17 protein-coding genes are annotated in these 17,751 nt (G+C 67.0%); 8 read left to right on the forward strand and 9 right to left on the reverse strand.

Annotation, left to right across the window (positions count from 1 at the left end):
• Nucleotides 1–12: 12 nt before the first annotated feature.
• From ACQ450_RS09910 to ACQ450_RS09925, 4 genes are all read right to left on the reverse strand, one after another.
• Nucleotides 13–1,338: an ammonium transporter gene (locus ACQ450_RS09910; RefSeq protein WP_431469145.1), complete on the reverse strand. Its 1,326-nt coding sequence runs from the start codon at nt 1,336–1,338 to the stop codon at nt 13–15.
• A 23-nt stretch (nt 1,339–1,361) separates the two neighbouring features.
• Nucleotides 1,362–1,700: a P-II family nitrogen regulator gene (locus tag ACQ450_RS09915; protein WP_188053170.1), complete on the reverse strand. Its 339-nt coding sequence runs from the start codon at nt 1,698–1,700 to the stop codon at nt 1,362–1,364.
• A gap of 141 nt (nt 1,701–1,841) precedes the next feature.
• Nucleotides 1,842–2,045: a DUF2007 domain-containing protein gene (locus tag ACQ450_RS09920; protein ID WP_431469146.1), complete on the reverse strand. Its 204-nt coding sequence runs from the start codon at nt 2,043–2,045 to the stop codon at nt 1,842–1,844.
• Nucleotides 2,045–2,599, reverse strand: a complete 555-nt coding sequence (locus ACQ450_RS09925; protein WP_431469147.1) for a pyridoxamine 5'-phosphate oxidase family protein — start codon at nt 2,597–2,599, stop codon at nt 2,045–2,047. The genes ACQ450_RS09920 and ACQ450_RS09925 overlap by 1 nt, the downstream gene beginning before the upstream one ends.
• A gap of 46 nt (nt 2,600–2,645) precedes the next feature.
• On the opposite strand from ACQ450_RS09925, the gene ACQ450_RS09930 reads away from it, so the two are divergent.
• Both ACQ450_RS09930 and ACQ450_RS09935 read left to right on the forward strand, forming a co-directional pair.
• The gene (locus ACQ450_RS09930; RefSeq protein ID WP_431469148.1) at nt 2,646–2,891 is read left to right on the forward strand and encodes a type II toxin-antitoxin system CcdA family antitoxin; all 246 of its coding nucleotides are present in this window, start codon (nt 2,646–2,648) and stop codon (nt 2,889–2,891) included.
• On the forward strand, nt 2,822–3,187 hold the full coding sequence (locus ACQ450_RS09935) for a CcdB family protein (RefSeq protein ID WP_431469149.1): 366 nt from the start codon (nt 2,822–2,824) through the stop codon (nt 3,185–3,187). The genes ACQ450_RS09930 and ACQ450_RS09935 overlap by 70 nt, the downstream gene beginning before the upstream one ends.
• Nucleotides 3,188–3,197: 10 nt before the next feature.
• On the opposite strand, the gene tldD is transcribed toward ACQ450_RS09935, so the two are convergent.
• Both tldD and ACQ450_RS09945 read right to left on the reverse strand, forming a co-directional pair.
• The gene (gene tldD / locus ACQ450_RS09940) at nt 3,198–4,628 is read right to left on the reverse strand and encodes a metalloprotease TldD (protein WP_431469150.1); all 1,431 of its coding nucleotides are present in this window, start codon (nt 4,626–4,628) and stop codon (nt 3,198–3,200) included.
• A gap of 18 nt (nt 4,629–4,646) precedes the next feature.
• Entirely contained in the window at nt 4,647–4,877 is a 231-nt protein-coding gene (locus ACQ450_RS09945) for a zinc-finger domain-containing protein (RefSeq protein ID WP_188053231.1), read from the reverse strand.
• Between the two features lie 64 nt (nt 4,878–4,941).
• Between ACQ450_RS09945 and ACQ450_RS09950 the strand changes: the two genes are divergently transcribed.
• Nucleotides 4,942–5,868 (forward strand): ABC transporter ATP-binding protein, encoded by a 927-nt coding sequence (locus ACQ450_RS09950; RefSeq protein ID WP_431471202.1) that lies wholly within the window; start codon nt 4,942–4,944, stop codon nt 5,866–5,868.
• Here ACQ450_RS09950 and ACQ450_RS09955 read toward each other — a convergent pair.
• Nucleotides 5,843–6,829: a hypothetical protein gene (locus ACQ450_RS09955; RefSeq protein WP_431469151.1), complete on the reverse strand. Its 987-nt coding sequence runs from the start codon at nt 6,827–6,829 to the stop codon at nt 5,843–5,845. The genes ACQ450_RS09950 and ACQ450_RS09955 overlap by 26 nt on opposite strands.
• A gap of 62 nt (nt 6,830–6,891) precedes the next feature.
• On the opposite strand from ACQ450_RS09955, the gene nadB reads away from it, so the two are divergent.
• Nucleotides 6,892–8,496 (forward strand): L-aspartate oxidase, encoded by a 1,605-nt coding sequence (gene nadB, locus ACQ450_RS09960; RefSeq protein WP_431469152.1) that lies wholly within the window; start codon nt 6,892–6,894, stop codon nt 8,494–8,496.
• Here nadB and ACQ450_RS09965 read toward each other — a convergent pair.
• A complete protein-coding gene (locus tag ACQ450_RS09965) occupies nt 8,493–9,716 on the reverse strand; it encodes a cation:proton antiporter (protein ID WP_431469153.1) in 1,224 nt (407 codons plus the stop codon). The two genes, nadB and ACQ450_RS09965, sit on opposite strands and share 4 nt — an antisense overlap.
• Before the next feature lie 164 nt (nt 9,717–9,880).
• On the opposite strand from ACQ450_RS09965, the gene ACQ450_RS09970 reads away from it, so the two are divergent.
• From ACQ450_RS09970 to ACQ450_RS09985, 4 genes are read left to right on the forward strand one after another with little or no spacing between them, the layout of a single operon-like run.
• The gene (locus ACQ450_RS09970; protein WP_431471203.1) at nt 9,881–10,954 is read left to right on the forward strand and encodes a serine hydrolase; all 1,074 of its coding nucleotides are present in this window, start codon (nt 9,881–9,883) and stop codon (nt 10,952–10,954) included.
• A 56-nt stretch (nt 10,955–11,010) separates the two neighbouring features.
• Nucleotides 11,011–13,770, forward strand: coding sequence for a DNA polymerase I (gene polA, locus ACQ450_RS09975; RefSeq protein WP_431469154.1), 2,760 nt, complete (start codon nt 11,011–11,013; stop codon nt 13,768–13,770).
• The gene (locus ACQ450_RS09980; RefSeq protein ID WP_431469155.1) at nt 13,767–14,603 is read left to right on the forward strand and encodes a hypothetical protein; all 837 of its coding nucleotides are present in this window, start codon (nt 13,767–13,769) and stop codon (nt 14,601–14,603) included. The genes polA and ACQ450_RS09980 overlap by 4 nt, the downstream gene beginning before the upstream one ends.
• A complete protein-coding gene (locus ACQ450_RS09985) occupies nt 14,575–16,116 on the forward strand; it encodes a lipopolysaccharide biosynthesis protein (RefSeq protein WP_431469156.1) in 1,542 nt (513 codons plus the stop codon). The genes ACQ450_RS09980 and ACQ450_RS09985 overlap by 29 nt, the downstream gene beginning before the upstream one ends.
• A gap of 18 nt (nt 16,117–16,134) precedes the next feature.
• Here ACQ450_RS09985 and purH read toward each other — a convergent pair whose 3' ends face one another.
• Nucleotides 16,135–17,724 carry a bifunctional phosphoribosylaminoimidazolecarboxamide formyltransferase/IMP cyclohydrolase gene (gene purH / locus ACQ450_RS09990; RefSeq protein WP_431469157.1) on the reverse strand — a complete coding sequence of 530 codons (1,590 nt, stop codon included), beginning with the start codon at nt 17,722–17,724 and terminating at the stop codon, nt 16,135–16,137.
• Nucleotides 17,725–17,751: the final 27 nt, after the last annotated feature.

Here is a 17,751-nt window from a genome sequence, read left to right on the forward strand (position 1 = left end):
TGGTGCGCGGGATCAGACCCCCCGCGCGAATTCGGGATATGCCTCGACTCCGACCTCATCGAGATCGAGCCCGGCCAGTTCCACTTCTTCGGTGGGACGCAGGCCGATGGTGAATTTCAGGATCGTCCAGACGATGGCGGAGGCGATCAGCACGAACACGCCGGTCGCGACCACGCCGGTCGCCTGGGCGACGATCGGAACGCCGGGGTTGGTGATCGACACCGCGAGCGTCCCCCAGATGCCCGAGAACAGATGGACCGGGATCGCACCGACGACATCGTCGATCCGCAGCTTGTCGAGCATCGGCACCGCCAGCACGACGATCACGCCGCCGACCGCGCCGATCAGGATCGCCGCACCCGCGCTGGGTGTCAGCGGCTCGGCGGTGATCGACACGAGGCCGGCCAGCGCGCCGTTCAGCACCATCGTGACGTCGACCTTCTTGTAGAAGATCTGGGTGAGGATCAGCGCCGCGACCACACCGCCGCATGCCGCCAGATTGGTGTTGACGAAGATCTTCGACACATCGCTGACATCGCCCACCGTGCCCATCGCGAGCTGCGAAGCGCCGTTGAAGCCGAACCAGCCGAGCCACAGGATGAACGTGCCCAGCGTGGCAAGCGGGATGTTCGACCCCGGGAAGACGTTGATCCTGCCATCGACATAGCGCCCGAGCCGCGGGCCCAGAATGATCGCACCGGCAAGCGCCGCCCAGCCGCCGGTCGAGTGCACCAGCGTCGACCCAGCGAAGTCGGAGAAGTCCATCGCGTCGAGCCAGCCGGCGCCCCATTCCCAGCTCACCACCACCGGATAGATCACTGCGGTGAGAACGATGGTGAACAGCAGGAACGGCCACAGCTTGATCCGCTCGGCAAGCGTGCCCGAGACGATCGAGGCGGTCGTGGCGCAGAACACCATCTGGAAGAACCAGTCGGATGCCACCGAATAGCCGGTTTCGGTGTCGGCGGAACCGACCGCCTGCATCGGATAGAGGAATCCGGCGCTGCCGAAATAGCCGTTGAAATCGCCCGGATAGGCGATCTGATAGCCGACCACCCAGAACATGATGCCCGCGATCGAATAGAGCACGATGTTCTTGAGACACTGCATCGAGACGTTCTTGGAGCGGACCAGGCCGGCCTCGAGCATGGCGAAGCCCGCGGCCATCCACATCACGAGGAAGCCGCCGATCAGAAAGAGCAATGTGTTGAGGATATAGGACGTGCCGGCGCTGACCGCTTCGGCCGCGGGCGCCGCTTCGGCGACTTCCTGCGCGAAGCCGGGCGCAGCGATCGCGGCCAGACCGATTCCGGCCGCGGTGAATAGAATTTTCCGCATGGATGTGGATCCCCCTTGAATGATCACAGCGCCGTCTCGCCGGTTTCCCCGGTGCGGATGCGCACGGCCTTGCCCACGTCGAGCACGAAGATCTTGCCGTCGCCGATCGCACCCGTGCTGGCGGCGGACTGGATCGCCTCCACCGCACGATCACAAAGCCCTGCGTCGCAGGCGATCTCGAGCTTGATCTTGGGGACCATGTTGGTGCTGTATTCGGCGCCGCGGTAGATTTCCGTCTGGCCCTTCTGGCGTCCGAAGCCCTTGACCTCGGTAACGGTCATGCCGGCGACCCCGACTGCCGTCAGCGCCTCCCGAACATCGTCAAGCTTGAACGGCTTGATGATGGCGATGATGAGTTTCATTCCGCCCCCTTTCTCGTTTCCCGAGAGCAAGAGCAGCAAAGGGCGTGCCAGAGACAAAAACGCGCGTTTTCGCGGCTTCCGACGCAACGAAAGATTAGCGAAAGGTAAATTTTTGTGCAGTTGCGAAAGTGTGCCCAAAAATCAGGCAGCGGTGTCGACGATCCTCCGCGCCTCGGCAAGATCATCGGCATCGACCATCACGCGCACCGGGATGAGAAAGGCGCTGCCTTCCGCGATGCTCGATTCGGCATCAAAGGCGATCGCGGGGATCCCCTCGGATTCGAGGCGGCCGACGATGATGTGCGCCTCGAAACGATTGTAGCGGCCGAGCTCGGCGAGCGCCATCAGCCGGCCGGCACTTGCGTCGGCACTCGGACCGGCAGCCCGTCGATGCTGCGATCGCGCGCCATGAACTTCGCCAGCCGCTCCTCCGCACTCAGCTTGGCATGCGCCTTCGACAGCGTTTCGCGCGGACGATCAAGCGTCATCAGCGGCACGCCCCAGCCGCAGCTCGTCTGTACCTGCTCGACAGCCATGTCGAAGATCTGGCGCGTTCCTTCGAGCATTGCGAAATGCGGTATCAGCGCGCCCCACTCGGCATCCTGCGGAAGCACCGGCCGGGCCCGGCCATAGAGACGCAGGATCAGCGCCGGCTGTTCGAAGGCACAGAACATGACGGTGATCCGGCCGTCGGCGATCAGATGGGCATTGGTCTCGTTCCCCGAGCCGCCGACGTCGAGCCAGGCGACTCGGCTCGGACCGAGCACCCGGAAGCTGTCCATTCCCTTGGGACTAAGATTGATCCGTGCCTCCGCCGCCGCGGTGGCGACGAAGAACACCGGCTGTTTGGCGACGAAGGCGATGTGCCGATCGTCCAGCGCATCGAAGAATTCGGCCATGCCCCCTCCGATTGACGCGCATGAACCATGCGCATAGCCTGTGCGCATGAAGCATGACCTGATCGCATCCGGCAAGCGCAAGGCGGTCAATCTATCGCTGGACACGGGCGTAGTCGAGGCAGCGCGAAAAGCCGGGCTGAACCTCAGCCAGGTGTGCGAAGCGGCACTGCGCAGCGAGGCCAAGAAGGAGCGCGAGCGGGCGTGGCGCGAGGAAAATCGCGCATGGGCCGAGTCAGTGAACCGCTGGGTCGAGGAAAACGGTCTGCCACTCGAGAGATACCGGCTGTTCTGAATGGCGCAGTTCGATGTCCATCGTCTCGCCGACGGCGGGCTCGTTGTGGATTCCAGGCAGAATCCTTCGCCTTCCTCGCGACTCGCTTCGTCGTCCCGCTGATCCCGCTGGAAGGCGCACCCGACCACCGCGAGCCGCTGAATCCCATGTTCGAGATCAGCGGCGATCGGTTCCTGCTGATGACTCAGTTCGCCGCGGCGATGCGCAAGGCGGAGCTGCGGCATCGCGTCACCTCGCTTGAGTCGGAGCGCTACGCGATCCAGCGCGCGCTGGACCTGCTGATCACCGGCGTCTGAGCGCCTCGGTTCAGTCCGACGCCGTGCCGCCGACCGTCAAGCCTTCCACCAACAGCGTCGGCTGACCGACACCGGCGGGCACGCTCTGTCCGCCCTTGCCGCACATGCCGATGCCTTCGTCGAGCGCGAAATCGTTGCCGATGCCGATCACGTCCTGCAGCACCGTCGGCCCGTCGCCGATCAGCGTCGCGCCTTTGATCGGCGCGCCGAGCCGGCCGCCCTCGATCCGATAGGCCTCGGTGCAGGAGAAGACGAACTTGCCCGAGACGATGTCGACCTGGCCGCCACCGAAGGATTTGGCGAAGATGCCGCGCTTCACCCGGCTCAGCAGCTCGGCGGGATCGTCGTTGCCGCCTTTCATGAAGGTGTTGGTCATCCGCGGCATCGGCGCGTGCTGGAAGCTCTCGCGGCGACCGTTGCCGGTCGGCGCGACTCCCATCAGCCGCGCGTTGAGCCGATCCTGGATATAGCCGCGCAGAATGCCGTCCTCGATCAGGATATTCTCCTGAGTCGGCGTTCCTTCGTCGTCGATCGACAGCGAGCCGCGACGCTCGCCGATCGAGCCATCGTCGATCACCGTCACGCCCGGCGCCGCCACGCGCTCGCCGATCCGCCCCGAGAAGGCGCTGGTGCCCTTGCGGTTGAAATCGCCTTCGAGGCCATGGCCGACGGCTTCGTGCAGCAGCACGCCGGGCCAGCCGGGGCCGAGCAGCACGGTCATCTCGCCCGCCGGCGCATCGACTGCCTCGAGGTTGACGAGCGCCTGCGCCAGCGCCTCGTCGATCGCACGGTTCCAGGTGGCGGGTTCGAACAGGCGGCCGTAGAGCGCCCGCCCGCCGGTGCCGAAGCTGCCGGTTTCGCGCCGGCCGTTCGATTCGACGACCACCGACACGTTGAGCCGGACGAGCGGGCGCACGTCGGTGGCGACGAAGCCATCGGGACGCACGATCTCGACCACGCTCCACGATCCGGTAAGTCCGACCGACACCTGGGCGACGCGCGGATCGCGAGCACGCGCCGCGGCATCGATCGTCTGGCACAGATTCACCTTGTCTGCGAAGGGGACGAGATCGAGCGGATCGGCATCGGTATAGAGATGCCGGTTGTTCCGGCGCGGCGGCGGCGCTTTCGCGCCCTTCGCGGGATCGATCAGCACCATCGTCTGGGCGGCGCGGCGGATCGCCGGAGCGCTCATTTCGGTGCCATGCGCGAAGGCGGTCGTCTCGCCCGAGACCGCGCGCAGGCCGAAGCCCGACTGAGTGTCGTAGTTCGCGGTCTTCAGCCGCCCGTCATCGAAGCCGAACGCTTCGCTGCGGCGATACTGGAGATAGAGTTCGCCATCCTCGGCCTTGCCCAGCGCCTCGGCGGCAAGTCGGGCGGCGGAATCGGGATCGAGCTGATCGCGATAGAGGAAGGTGCGCGGATCGGTGGGAAGAGTCATCCCACCGATATAGGCGGCTCAGATGCTGGCGCCAGACGCGATATCGGGAAGCTCGCTCTGGTCCGCGCCATCGGCGGGGCCGCCGATGAGGATGAAGCGGCGATCGCAATAGCCGCAATCGACATAGCCATGCTCGTCGATCTGGAGCCATACGCGCGGATGGCCGAGCGATGCGGGAATGCCATCGTGCGCGCCGTCGCAGGAGACGCGGGGGTGCGCAACGCGCGTGATCTGGGGCGGCGGGATCATGGGTTCGCGGTAGCAAAGGGAAATGCGGCTCGCAATCGGCTTCGCACCGGCCTATGCGGCGCGCATGAGCGACGCGGCGATCGAGATCGAGAACGTCTGCAAGATCTATGCAGGCGGCAAGCAGGCACTCACCGACGTGAGCTTCGACGTGCCGCGCGGCCAGATCTTCGGGCTGCTGGGGCCGAACGGCGCGGGCAAGTCGACGCTGATCAACATCCTGGCCGGGCTGGTGAACAAGACCGGCGGGCGCGCCGCCGTGTGGGGATTCGACGTCGACCAGCATCCGCGCAACGCCAAGGCGTCGATCGGGATCGTCAATCAGGAGATCACCTTCGACCCCTTCTTCACGCCCGCAGAGACGCTGGAGATCCAGGCGGGCCTCTATGGCGTTCCGAAGGGCGAGCGGCGGACGATGGAGTTGCTCCGCGCGATGCATCTGGAGGACAAGGCCGATGCCTATTCCCGCACGCTTTCGGGCGGGATGAAGCGGCGGCTGATGGTCGCCAAGGCGATGGTGCACGCGCCGCCGGTGCTGGTGCTCGACGAGCCGACCGCGGGGGTCGACATCGAGCTGCGCCAGCAGCTCTGGGCCTATGTCCGCTCGCTCCACGCGGAGGGCGTGACGGTCGTCCTCACGACTCATTATCTCGAAGAGGCCGAGGAGCTGTGCGATCGGATCGCGATCATCAATCACGGCCGGGTGATCGCCAACGAGCCGACCCGCACGCTGATCGGCATGGCGCAGGAGAAAGTGGTCGAAGTGACCGTCGACCGCGACGTGCCCGCGCTGCCCGAAAACCGCTGCTTCCAGAAGATCGAGCTGAAGGCCGAGCGCACGCTGGCGATCACCTACCGCAAGGATCAGGTGAACGCGGGCGAAGTGCTGGGCGCCGTGCAGGCGGAAGGATATGGCATCGTCGACGTTTCGACCCGCGAGGCCGATCTGGAGGACGTGTTCCTCAATCTCACCCGGGCGGCGAATGCCGGCTGAGGCCTGAGGCCGCGCCGTAGATCCATTGCCGATGGAATTCGAGCGACCAGTCGAGGCCGGGATCGAAGAAGATCGCCTGAGTCGTACAGGCATCGAGGATCGCAGCGAGATGCGAATCGAAATCGGTACGCGAGAGTTCCACCGGGATCGCGTCGAGCCATGGCTGGAACCGGACGCGGCCGTCCGCCGGCGCCCGAGCGGCCACGAAATCGCGCACGATCCGGTCGCGCTCGTCCCGGTCCGCGGGGAAGGGGACGCTGAGATCGGGCTTCCCCGCATGCCGCGCGATCTGCGCCGGCGTGATCCGCAGCGGCATCAGCGACTTCATGTCGTAGCGATAGCATAGCCGCGCGCGCACTCCGCGCTCGACGAGCATACGCCGGACGTCGGCAAGGTCGCGGCGCATCTGCCGGTTCGTCTCGCGCATCTCCGCGAAGCGCCGCGCGCTGTCTTCACCCGCGACGCAGGACAACACCCAATCGCCGTCGATCCGGATCAGCCAGGGCGCGGGCAGCTCCACGATCCAGATGTCGCTCCGGCAGGGGGCGGCGGCGATCAGCGCCTCCATGTGGCGCACCGCATCGTCATAGCGCAAGCGGAAGCCCACCCAGTCCCGTTCATAGAGCACCGCGACCGGTGCCGTCCGGCTCGCCAATTCGCTCAGCATGGCGCAGACCGCGGCCGCGCGCGCGGCGGGATCGGTGCCCGTCTCGACGATATGAGGCGACGAGGAGAGATGCCACGGGATTTCGCCCCAGCCCTGCGGCACCCACGCCGGAATCCAATGCCCCAGCGAATTGATGTCGCCGAAGGTGAAGTCGACTCCCGTCGCCTCGAGCGGATCGAGCGCGGCGGCATAGGCAGTGCGCTGCGCACCGCGCACCGTGGAAGTGGTGCGGCTGCCGCCTTCACGAAGCGCGGCTCGGCGCGCCTCAAGTTCCGCTCGCTTGTCCGCGTCCATCGAACACCGCTAGCACGGGGCCGACAGGCAGGCGATAGCGCCTGCGGCACAAGGAAACAGAGTTGAGCGACGCGAGCCATACCACCGAAGTCCTCGTCATCGGTTCGGGCGCGGCCGGGCTGACCGCCGCGCTGAACCTTGCCCAGCGGTTCAAGGTGACGGTGCTCGCCAAGGGCGCGCTCAACGAGGGTTCGACCGCCTGGGCGCAGGGAGGGATCGCCGCGGTGCTCGAGCCGGGCGACACGTTCGAGAACCATGTCGAGGACACGATGCGCGCCGGCGCCGGCCTCAACGACCGCGACGTCGTCGAGATGGTCGTCGAGGACGCACCGGCGGCGATCGCGCGGCTGGTCGAGCTGGGCGTTCCGTTCAACACCGAAGGCAATACGCTGCACCTTACCCGGGAGGGCGGGCACAGCCACCGCCGCATCGTCCATGTCGACGACGCGACCGGCTGGGCGGTGCAGGAGGCGTTGCTCCGCGCCGCTCGGGCCCATCCGAACATCGCACTGGTGCCCGACCGAGTGGTGATCGATTTCGCCACGAGCCGCCACGAGATGCGCTATTCGGGCGCGGGAAACGTTTGGGGCGTCTATGCCTGCAATCGCGCGACCGGGCGCGTCGAGCTGTTCACCGCACGCGCCACCGTGCTGGCGACCGGCGGCGCGGGGCGGACCTACCGCTTCTCAACAGCCCCGCGCGGCGCCACCGGCGACGGGATCGCGATGGCGTGGCGCGCGGGATGCCGCATCTCCAACATGGAGATGATGCAGTTCCATCCGACCTGCCTCTACAATCTCGACGTCAAGAACTTCCTGATCACCGAAGCGGTGCGCGGCGAGGGCGGGCAGCTGCTGCTGCCGCCGGATGCCGAGGACGAAGCGGGGCACCGGTTCATGCCGGGCTTCGACGCACGCGGGGAGCTGGCGCCGCGCGACATCGTCGCACGGGCGATCGACCATGAGATCAAGCGGCTCGGGCTCGATTTCGTCCATCTCGACATCAGCCATCGGGGCGCGGAGTTCGTGAAGGGCCATTTCCCGACGATCCACCAGCGACTGCTCGAGCTGGGAATCGACATGACCCGGCAGCCGATCCCGGTGGTGCCGGCGCAGCACTATACCTGCGGCGGTGTGGTGATCGACCGGAACGGGCGAACCGATCTGCCGAACCTCTATGCCGCGGGCGAGGTGTGCGAATCGGGGCTGCACGGCGCCAACCGTCTCGCCTCGAACAGCCTGCTCGAGTGCTTCGTGTTCGGCGAAGCGGCGGCGAACGACATCGCCGCGCGGTGGAGCGACTTCGCGCCGCCGCCCGCGATCCGCCCGTGGGACGAGAGCCGCGTGACCGATTCGGACGAGGAAGTCGTCATCAAGCAGAACTGGACCGAGATCCGCCGATTCATGTGGAATTATGTCGGCATCGTGCGCACGACCAAGCGGCTCGAGCGCGCCGCGCACCGCATCAAGCTGCTGGGCGACGAGATCGCCGACTATTACGGCCATTTCCGCGTGACGCCGGACCTGATCGAGCTGCGCAACCTGCACCAGGCAGCCGACCTGATCGTCCGCTCGGCGCTCCACCGCAAGGAGAGCCGCGGATTGCACTATACGCTCGACTATCCCGAGACGCTCGACGTGGCGGTGGATACGGTGCTGGTGCCCTAGGCGCGCCGCTCCGCCTCCGCCTGGTCGGGCGGCGGATCGTCGGCAAGCAGGCCGAGCCGCCGGATCAGCCACGGCATCGTCAGCCCCTGAACGAAGATCGAGAAGGCGACGACGGCGAAGGCCACGGTGATGATCGTCTCGCGCTCGGGAACGGTTGCCGGCAGCGCCAGCGCCAGCGCGAGCGCCAGCGCACCGCGCAGCCCGCCCCAGAAAAGTACGTGCTTGTACTTCCAGGGAACGCGCAGCCGCGTTCCCGCAAAGGCGACCATCACCGGATAGACCGCCGCCGCGCGTCCGGCGAGCGAGAGCAGCGCCGCGACGGCCGCGATCCCCAGCACATGGCCGATCGGCATTTCGACTTCGCGCCCGCCGATCAGGATGAAGATCAGCGAATTGACGAGAAAGGCGACGAATTCCCAGTGGTTGAGCACGCCCGCGCGGCCATCGTCCGAGATCGATCCGAGAAAGCCGTAATTGCCGACGATCAGCCCTGCGGTGAGCGTCGCCAGCACGCCCGAGAAATGGAAATGCTCGGCCAGCAGGAAGCTCCCATAGGCGATCAGCATGGTGAGCGTGACTTCGACCAGCCGATCCCGCGTGCGGCCGGCCAGCAGGATCAGCGGCACCGCGACAAGCGCGCCCGCGGCGATGCCGCCGGCAATCGTCTCAACCAGCTCGAGCGCGATACCCGTCGCGCCGGTCTCGGCGCCGGCGGCGATGCTGACGAGGATCGCAAAGGCGACGGCGGCGACGCCATCGTTGAGCAGGCTTTCGGATTCGACCAGCAGGTGCAGCCGCTTCTCGACGCGCAGCGCCTTGAACGCCGCGATCACCGAAACCGGATCGGTGGCCGCGATCAGCACGCCGAAGAAAGCGGCGCCGATCCAGCTCCATCCGACCAACCAGTGCATGCCCACCGCGACCACTCCGGCGGCGAGCAGAACGCCGATGGTGACCAGCGTGACCAGCAGCGGCAGCTCGCGGCGAAACGGCCGCCACGGGATCTGGATCGCCGCCTCGAACACCAGCGGCGGCAGGAAGACGAAGAAGATGAGCTCGCGAGTCAGCGGCAGATCGATACCGAGCGGCAGCAGCGCGAGGGCGATTCCCGCCGTGACGAGGCCAACGCTGTACGGAAGCCGCAGCCGATGCGTGGCGATCGCCACCAGCGACGCGACAAACAGCAGCAATCCCAAGGTGGTAACCTCGAACGGCGCCATTCATTTGCCCCCTGTTCACGTTCTGCCGCTATGATACGGGCATTCGTCGCAACGCATGCAACCAACTGCTTGTTGCGTGAAGGTGGCACCGCCATTGTCATGAACGGGCAAGGGGCAGATCGACCGTGAAGAAGCTAGAGCGTTTCACCATCACTCAGCGCGCGATGACCGTCGCCGGCCTGGCGCCGGCGCTGCTCGTCGGCTGCGCCGTGACCGAGCCGCCGCGCGCCGCCGGCCATGTGCCGCCGGGCTATGTCGCATCGATGCCGGTCCCGCCGCCCGCACCGGCGCCCGCGCCGCCCCCGCCGCCGGTCGCACCGGCGGGGCTGGTAGCGAATGTCAGCCATCTCGCCCGCACCTTCGACGGAATCGTCGGAATCGCAGTGCGCAGCATCGATCAGGGCTGGAGCGTCACTGCAAATGCCGACCAGCCGCTGCCGCAGCAGAGCGTGAGCAAGCTGTGGGTGGCGATGACCGTGCTCGAAGCGCGCGACCAGGGCCGGCTGACGCTCGACGATCCGCTGGTGATCGGCAAGGACGACCTGACGCTGTTCCACCAGCCGATCGCGAGCCTGGTGGGCGACGACGGCTATCATACGACGGTGCGCGACCTGCTGCGCCGGGCGATGACCTCAAGCGACAATACCGCGAACGACCGGCTGCTGCGCTATGTCGGCGGACCCGAGGCGGTGCGCAGCTTCATCGCGCGCCACGATCTGGGATCGATCCGCTTCGGGCCGGGCGAGCGGCTGCTGCAGAGCGGCACCGCAGGGCTCGAGTGGCGGCAGGAATATTCGCTCGGCCGCACCTTCTACCAGGCACGCGCGGCATTGCCCCGCGACGTGCGGCTGGCGGCATTCGAAGCCTATCTCGCCGATCCGCCCGACGGCGCTTCGGCCGGAGCGATCGCGAATGCGCTGGCGCGGCTGAAGCGCGGCGAGCTGCTGTCGCCCGAATCGACCGCATGGCTGATCACGACGATGGAGGCCTCGCGTACCGGACGCCAGCGGCTGCGCGGGGCAGTGCCCGCCGGATGGGACTTCGGGCACAAGACCGGGACCGGCCAGGACCTGCTGGGCCGCACGGCGGGCTATAACGATGTCGGCATCCTTACCGCTCCCGACGGCCGCTCCTATGCGGTCGCCGTGCTGATCGGCGTGACGCCGCAGCCGATCCCGGTGCGGCAGGACCTGATGCAGGCGGTGGTCGCATCGGTGGTTGCAAGCCACCAGCGCTGACGCGCGACCGCAGATCGCATCTCGCCCCTGCCGATGCGCGCTGCTAAGCCGCTGGCATGGGCAACCATCTCTATCTTGTCGACGGTTCGGGCTACATCTTCCGCGCCTATCACCGGCTGCCGCCGCTCACCAACAAGCATGGCGAGCCGGTGGGCGCCGTCTATGGCTATACCACCATGTTGTGGAAGCTCGCCGACGAGCTGCACAAGGCGGACGGGCCGACGCATATGGCGGTCATCCTCGACAAATCGTCCAAGTCGTTCCGCAACGACCTCTACGATCAGTACAAGGCGCATCGGCCGCCGCCGCCCGAGGATCTGGTCCCGCAATTCCCGATGATCCGCGACGCGACGCGCGCGTTCAGCCTTCCCTGTATCGAGGAGGAGGGCTGGGAAGCCGACGACCTGATCGCCTCCTACGCCAAGGCTGCGCTGGCGCAGGGCTGGCAAGTGACGATCGTCAGTTCGGACAAGGACCTGATGCAGCTGATCGAGCCCGGGCTCGACCTGTACGACACGATGAACAACCGGCGGCTCGGGCCCGAGCATGTGCTCGAGAAGTTCGGCGTCGAGCCCGGCAAGCTCGGCGAAGTGCTCGCGCTGATGGGCGACAGCGTCGATAATGTGCCTGGCGTCCCGGGGATCGGCCCCAAGCGCGCGGCCGAGCTGATCCAGCAGTACGGCGACGTCGAGGCCGTGCTGGCCGCGGCGCCGGACATGAAGAAATCGAAGATGCGCGAGAATCTGATCGAGCATGCCGAAGCCGCCCGGCTGTCGCGCCGGCTCGTCGAGCTCTCGTGCGACGTGCCGCTGCCCGATCCGCTCGACCAGCTCGCGCTGCAGGGCATCCCCGACGCGCCGCTGCGCGCCTTTCTGGAACATCACGGCTTCAAATCGCTGCTCGCGCGGCTTTCCGCCGTCGCCGATGCGCCGGTCGAAAGCCGGACGCCGGTGCCGATCGAGGAAGATCCGCCGTGCGACCACGACAAATATGAGACGGTGACCGACGAGACGGCGCTCGAGCGCTGGATCATCGCCGCGCGGCACCAGGGATGGGTAGCGATCGACACCGAGACCACCGCCCTGGGCGCGATGCACGCCGATCTGTGCGGGATCAGCCTGGCGCTGCACCCCAATCTCGCCTGCTACATCCCGGTCGCACACGGCGGCAGCGACATGTTCGCCGAAAAGCCGCAGCAGCTCGATCGTGACTATGTCATCGCGAAGCTGAAGCCGCTGCTCGAGGATCCGGCGGTGCTCAAGATCGGGCACAATCTGAAGTACGACATGATCGTGCTGGCGCGACTGGGGATCGACGTCGCGCCTTATGACGACACGATCGTGATGAGCTTCGATCTCGATGCGGGGCTGCACGGCCATGGCATGGACGAGCTGGCGGCGACGCATCTGTCGCACAGCTGCATCGCATTCAAGGAAGTGGTGGGCACCGGCAAGAAGCAGCTCGGCTTCCACGAAGTCGATCTCGCCACCGCCACGCGCTACGCCGCCGAGGATGCCGACGTGACGCTGCGGCTGTGGCGTCGGTTCCGCCCGCGGCTCGCCTATGAGGGTGCGACGCGCGTCTATGAGATGGTCGACCGGCCGCTGGTGACGGTCCTCGCCGGGATGGAACGCGCCGGGGTGAAGGTCGATGCCGGGGCGCTGGCGAAGCTTTCCGAGGAATTCTCGGGCCAGATCGCCGCGCTGGAACGCGAGATCCACGATCTCGCCGGCACCAGCTTCACGATCGGCAGCCCCAAGCAGCTCGGCGACGTGCTGTTCGAACAGCTTGGGCTGAAGGGCGGCCGCAAGGGCAAGTCCGGCGTCTATTCGACCGACGTCAACGAGCTGGAGCGGATCGCCGCCGACAAGGACCAGCCGAAGGGCGCGGCGATCGCCGCCAAGGTGCTCGACTGGCGCCAGCTCTCGAAGCTCAAATCGACCTATACCGATGCGCTGCAGAACGAGATCAATCCGGAGACGGGGCGAGTCCACACCAGCTACAGCCTGACCGGCGCGCAGACCGGGCGGCTTTCGTCGACCGACCCCAATCTGCAGAACATCCCGATCCGCACCGAAGTCGGCCGGCAGATCCGCGACGCCTTCGTCGCCGAGCCGGGCAACGTGATCCTGGCCGCCGACTATTCGCAGATCGAGCTGCGGCTCGCCGCGCATATCGCCGACGTTCCGGCGCTGCGCCAGGCGTTCGAGAACGGCGACGACATCCACAACATGACCGCGCAGGAGCTGTTCGGCGAAGTGAATCGCGACACCCGCGGCCGCGCCAAGACGATCAACTTCGCGATCCTCTATGGGATCTCGCGCTGGGGCCTCGCCGGACGGCTCGACGTGACACCCGACGAGGCGCAGGACATGATCAACCGCTATTTCGAACGGTTTCCCGGGATCAACCGCTATATCGCCGAAACACTGACGCTGGCGAAGGAGCGCGGCTATACGACCACGCTCTTCGGCCGGAAGACGCATTTCCCGCGGATCAAGTCGCCCAACCAGAACGAGCGCGCCGGCAGCGAACGCGCCGCGATCAACGCGCCGATCCAGGGCACCAGCGCCGACATCATCAAGCGCGCGATGGTCCGAATGGGCCCGGCGCTCGAGGACGCGGGCTTGCCGCGGGTGCGGATGTTGATGCAGGTTCACGACGAACTCGTGTTCGAACTGCCGGAGGGGGATGTTGAGGCCGCAAAGCCGGTGATCGAGCGCGTGATGGCGACCGCGGCCGAGCCGGCGGTGCAACTCAGCGTGCCCCTGGGTGTCGAAATCGGCGTCGGCCCCAGCTGGGGCGCGGCGCATTGAGGCGCTGGTTTGCAGCATTGGGATCGCTCGTGCTCTTCGCGAGCAGCGGCGCCGCTGCGCAGGACGATGTGCGACTGACGCTGGCGGAGGCGCGGGAAATGTCTCCCGAAGCGCTCGCGACTCGGCTGCTGGGCACAGCGGTGGCGGCAGACTATCCCGAAGCCGATGTGCACGGCGACGGCGGCGGCATGATCCCGGCACCCGGCCTGAACTACATCACCTTCTATCGAGCTCCCGTTCCGGCCGGGTTTTCCGGCTTGTGCCGTGTCGACGGGGTAGTCGTCCGGTTCGAGAATGGTCCGCCTAATTCGCGTTCCGATGCGCCTCATCGTGTCGTGGGGCGCGACACGTTCACGCGATACCTGATGCTGGTGTCCGGCACCGCAGAAGGCCGTCCGGCTACCGATGCTGTCGGCTGTGCGGCACTGGCTCCGGTGGCCGGGCGCACGGCACCGCGGCTCTTTTCGGTGCGACCCGACACCCCCGAATCGGCCTATTTCGCGGCGCGCGCCACCGCGACCGCCGTTCGCGAGGCGGAATCGCTTCGTGGCAGGATCCGGTGCAACGACATGGGCTCCGATGCACCCGCGTCGTGCCGTTCGCCATCTGCGGCACTCGCTGGCTTCCCCGTCGCGGATGTCCATGCGTTCGAGGTCGCACGCTGCGACGGCGAGCGCCTGTGCGTCACCGCCCATTGGCGGCAACAACTAGGATTCGGGTGCTCCCCCGTGGCCGACGTGATCGTCGAGACATCGGCTCGCCGGACCGACCCTTCTCCGGAGATCAGAATCCGCTCGGTCGATTATGTTGCCGGAACGCTTTGTGTCGACTGAACCGGCGGGCACGTCCGACGACATCGCGACGCTCGCCAAGGGCGGCCGGACCAACATCCTCGGGTTCGTCCTGCGGCTGGCAGCGCGGCTGCCGTTCCTGTTCATCGCCGGGCGCGTCTATGGGCCGGAAATCGTCGGCCGATTCGCGCTGGCGGTGCTCGTCATCGAAATCGCGGCGCTGCTCGCCACGCTGGGCCTGAAGCGCGGGCTGGCGCAGGCGCTGGCATCGACCGATCGGCCGCACAGCCATGTCGTGTGGGACGCGATGGTGGTGGCATTCATCGCGTCGATCGCGGCAAGCGCACTGCTCTTCGCGGTCCCCGAGATCATGTATCCGAACAGCCAGGTACAGGGGATGGAGCGGTTCCTGTCGCTCGCGGTGATCGCCGTCGCCTGGTCCGACGTCTCGCTCGCCGCGCTTGCCTATCGGCACAACATCAAGGCATCGGTGACGGCGCGCGCGATCGTCGAACCGTGGACGATCAGCATCGCCGCCTGGGTGCTCTCGTACATCTCCGCGCGCGACGGACTGATCATCGCCTATGTCGTGTCGATGACCGCGGCGCTGTTCGCCTCGCTCTATCCCTTCATACGCGAATATGGCCTGCCGCGCGGCTGGGTGCCGCATCCCAGCGCGATCTTCGCGCTGGCGCGGCGCAACGTGCCGCTGGCGGGCGCCGACGCGATCGAATGGGGCACGCGCAACGTCGACCGGTTCATCCTCGGCCTGCTGTTCGTGCCCGAAGTGGTCGGCATCTATTACATGGCGCAGCAGGTCGCCTCGCTTCCGCAGCGGCTCAAATCGAGCTTCGATCCGATTCTGGGGCCGGTCGTCACCAAGAGCCTGGCCGAAGGCGATCTGGCCGCCGTTGCACGCCAGGTACGGCAGGTCGGCTTCTGGATCATCGCCGCGCAGGCGGCGCTGATGGTGATGTTCGTGATCCCGGCCGAAGGCGTGATGGGGCTGATCGGTCCCGAATTCGTGATCGGCGCGGGCGCGCTCGTGGTGCTGCTCGTCGCCGAGGTGCTGGCGTCGCCCGGTGCGGTGAGCGAAGTGGGTCTCGTCTACACTGCGCGGCACCGCAATCTGATGATCTCGCTGCTCGTGCTGGGGCTGCAGGTGGCGCTGAGCTTCGCGCTCGTCTTCCTGATGCGCGACTTGGCTTGGCCGCGCGAGTATCAGGCGGCGGGGCCGGCGGTCGCGCTGCTGATCTCGGTCACGATCGGCTCGGTGGCCAAGAGCTGGGTGCTGAGCCGGATGCTGGGCGCGAATGTTGTCTGCTTCCGCTGGGCGTTTGTCTGGGCGATCCTTACCGGCGGCGTCGTCGGCATGGCCTTCGCCTCGCTCCCCCCGGAATATGAGTGGGCCGAGCTGAGCATCGGCATGCCCGCGATCCTGGTGAGCTACCTCTACGTCATCATCAAATTCGCGTTCGGACCCGAAGACCGGGCGCTGTTCCGCAAACTGCCGAAGAGCAGCGGGCCGACACTGCCGGTCGAGGAGAAGCTCTGAGCCGGCTTCGCCCGCCGCTCAGTGGCGGAAGTGACGCATTCCGGTGAAGACCATTGCCAGCCCGGCCTCGTCCGCAGCGGCGATCACTTCGGCGTCGCGGATCGATCCGCCCGGCTGGATCACTGCGGTGGCGCCCGCTTCGACCGCGGCGAGCAGCCCGTCGGCGAACGGGAAGAAAGCGTCCGACGCGACCGCCGAACCGATCGTGCGCGGTTCTGCCCAGCCGGCCTTTTCCGCCGCGTCCTTCGCCTTCCATGCAGCGATCCGCGCCGATTCGAGCCGGTTCATCTGCCCCGCACCGATGCCGGCGGTCGCCCCGTCGCGCGCATAGACGATCGCGTTGGACTTCACATGCTTGGCCACCGTCCAGGCGAAGCGGCAGTCGGCGAGTTCCTGCGCACTCGGCTGCCGCTTGGTCACAACCTTCAGATCGGCCGCGTCGAGCATGCCATGGTCGCGCGACTGGACCAGCATGCCGCCGGCGATCGACTTCATCGTCAATCCGCCCCGCGCGGGATCGGGAAGCGCGCCGGTGAGCAACAGCCGCAGATTCTTCTTCGCGGCGAAGATCGCGCGCGCCTCGTCGCTGGCATCGGGCGCGGCGACGACTTCGGTGAAGATCTCGGTGATCGCACGCGCCGTTTCGCCGTCGAGCGGGCGATTGACCGCGACGATGCCGCCGAACGCCGACACGGTATCGCAGGCGAAGGCGGCGCGATATGCCTCGAGCAGCGTGTCGCCCGAAGCGACGCCGCAGGGATTGGCGTGCTTGACGATGACGACCGTCGGCGGACCATCGCGGAATTCGCTGACCAGCTCGAGCGCGGCATCGGCGTCGTTGAAGTTGTTGTAGCTCAGCTCCTTGCCCTGTAGCTGCTCGGCCTGGGCGATGCCGCGCACGCCCGGCGCCTGAGGCAGATACAGCGCAGCCGACTGGTGCGGATTCTCGCCGTAGCGCAGCTCCTGCCCGCGCGTGAGCGCCACCGAGATGCGATCGGGCAGCGCCTGCCCGTGATCGGCAAAGGCGAACCAGCCGGCGATCGCCGCGTCATAGGCGGCGGTGGCGGCGAAGGCCTTGGCCGCCAGCCGCTTGCGCGTCGCAAGGCCGAGGCTGCCGCCGCTGCCCTCCAGCTCGCCAAGGACGGCGCGATAATCGGCGGGATCGGTCACGATCGCGACGAAGGCGTGGTTCTTGGCCGCCGAACGGACCATCGAAGGGCCGCCGATGTCGATGTTCTCGATCACCGTCGCGCGGTCCGCGCCCTTCGCGACCGTAGCCTCGAACGGGTAGAGATTGACGCAGACCAGATCGATCGCGCCGATCCCATGCGCTTCCATCGCCGCGACATGATCGGCGTCGTCGCGCACCGCGAGCACGCCGCCATGGACCATCGGATGCAGCGTCTTGACGCGGCCGTCCATCATCTCGGGGAAGCCCGTGAGCTCGGACACGTCGCGCACCGCGAGCCCCGCGTCGCGCAGCGCCTTCGCGGTGCCCCCGGTCGAGACCAGTTCGGTACCGGCAGCGGCGAGTGCACGGGCAAAGTCGACGATGCCCGTCTTGTCCGAAACGGAGAGGAGCGCGCGGCGAATGGCGATATCGGTCATGGCGCGGGCTAATGGGCAAGCCGCGCC

The organism is Sphingosinithalassobacter sp. LHW66-3, assembly GCF_050703275.1.
Lineage (GTDB): Bacteria > Pseudomonadota > Alphaproteobacteria > Sphingomonadales > Sphingomonadaceae > Sphingomonas.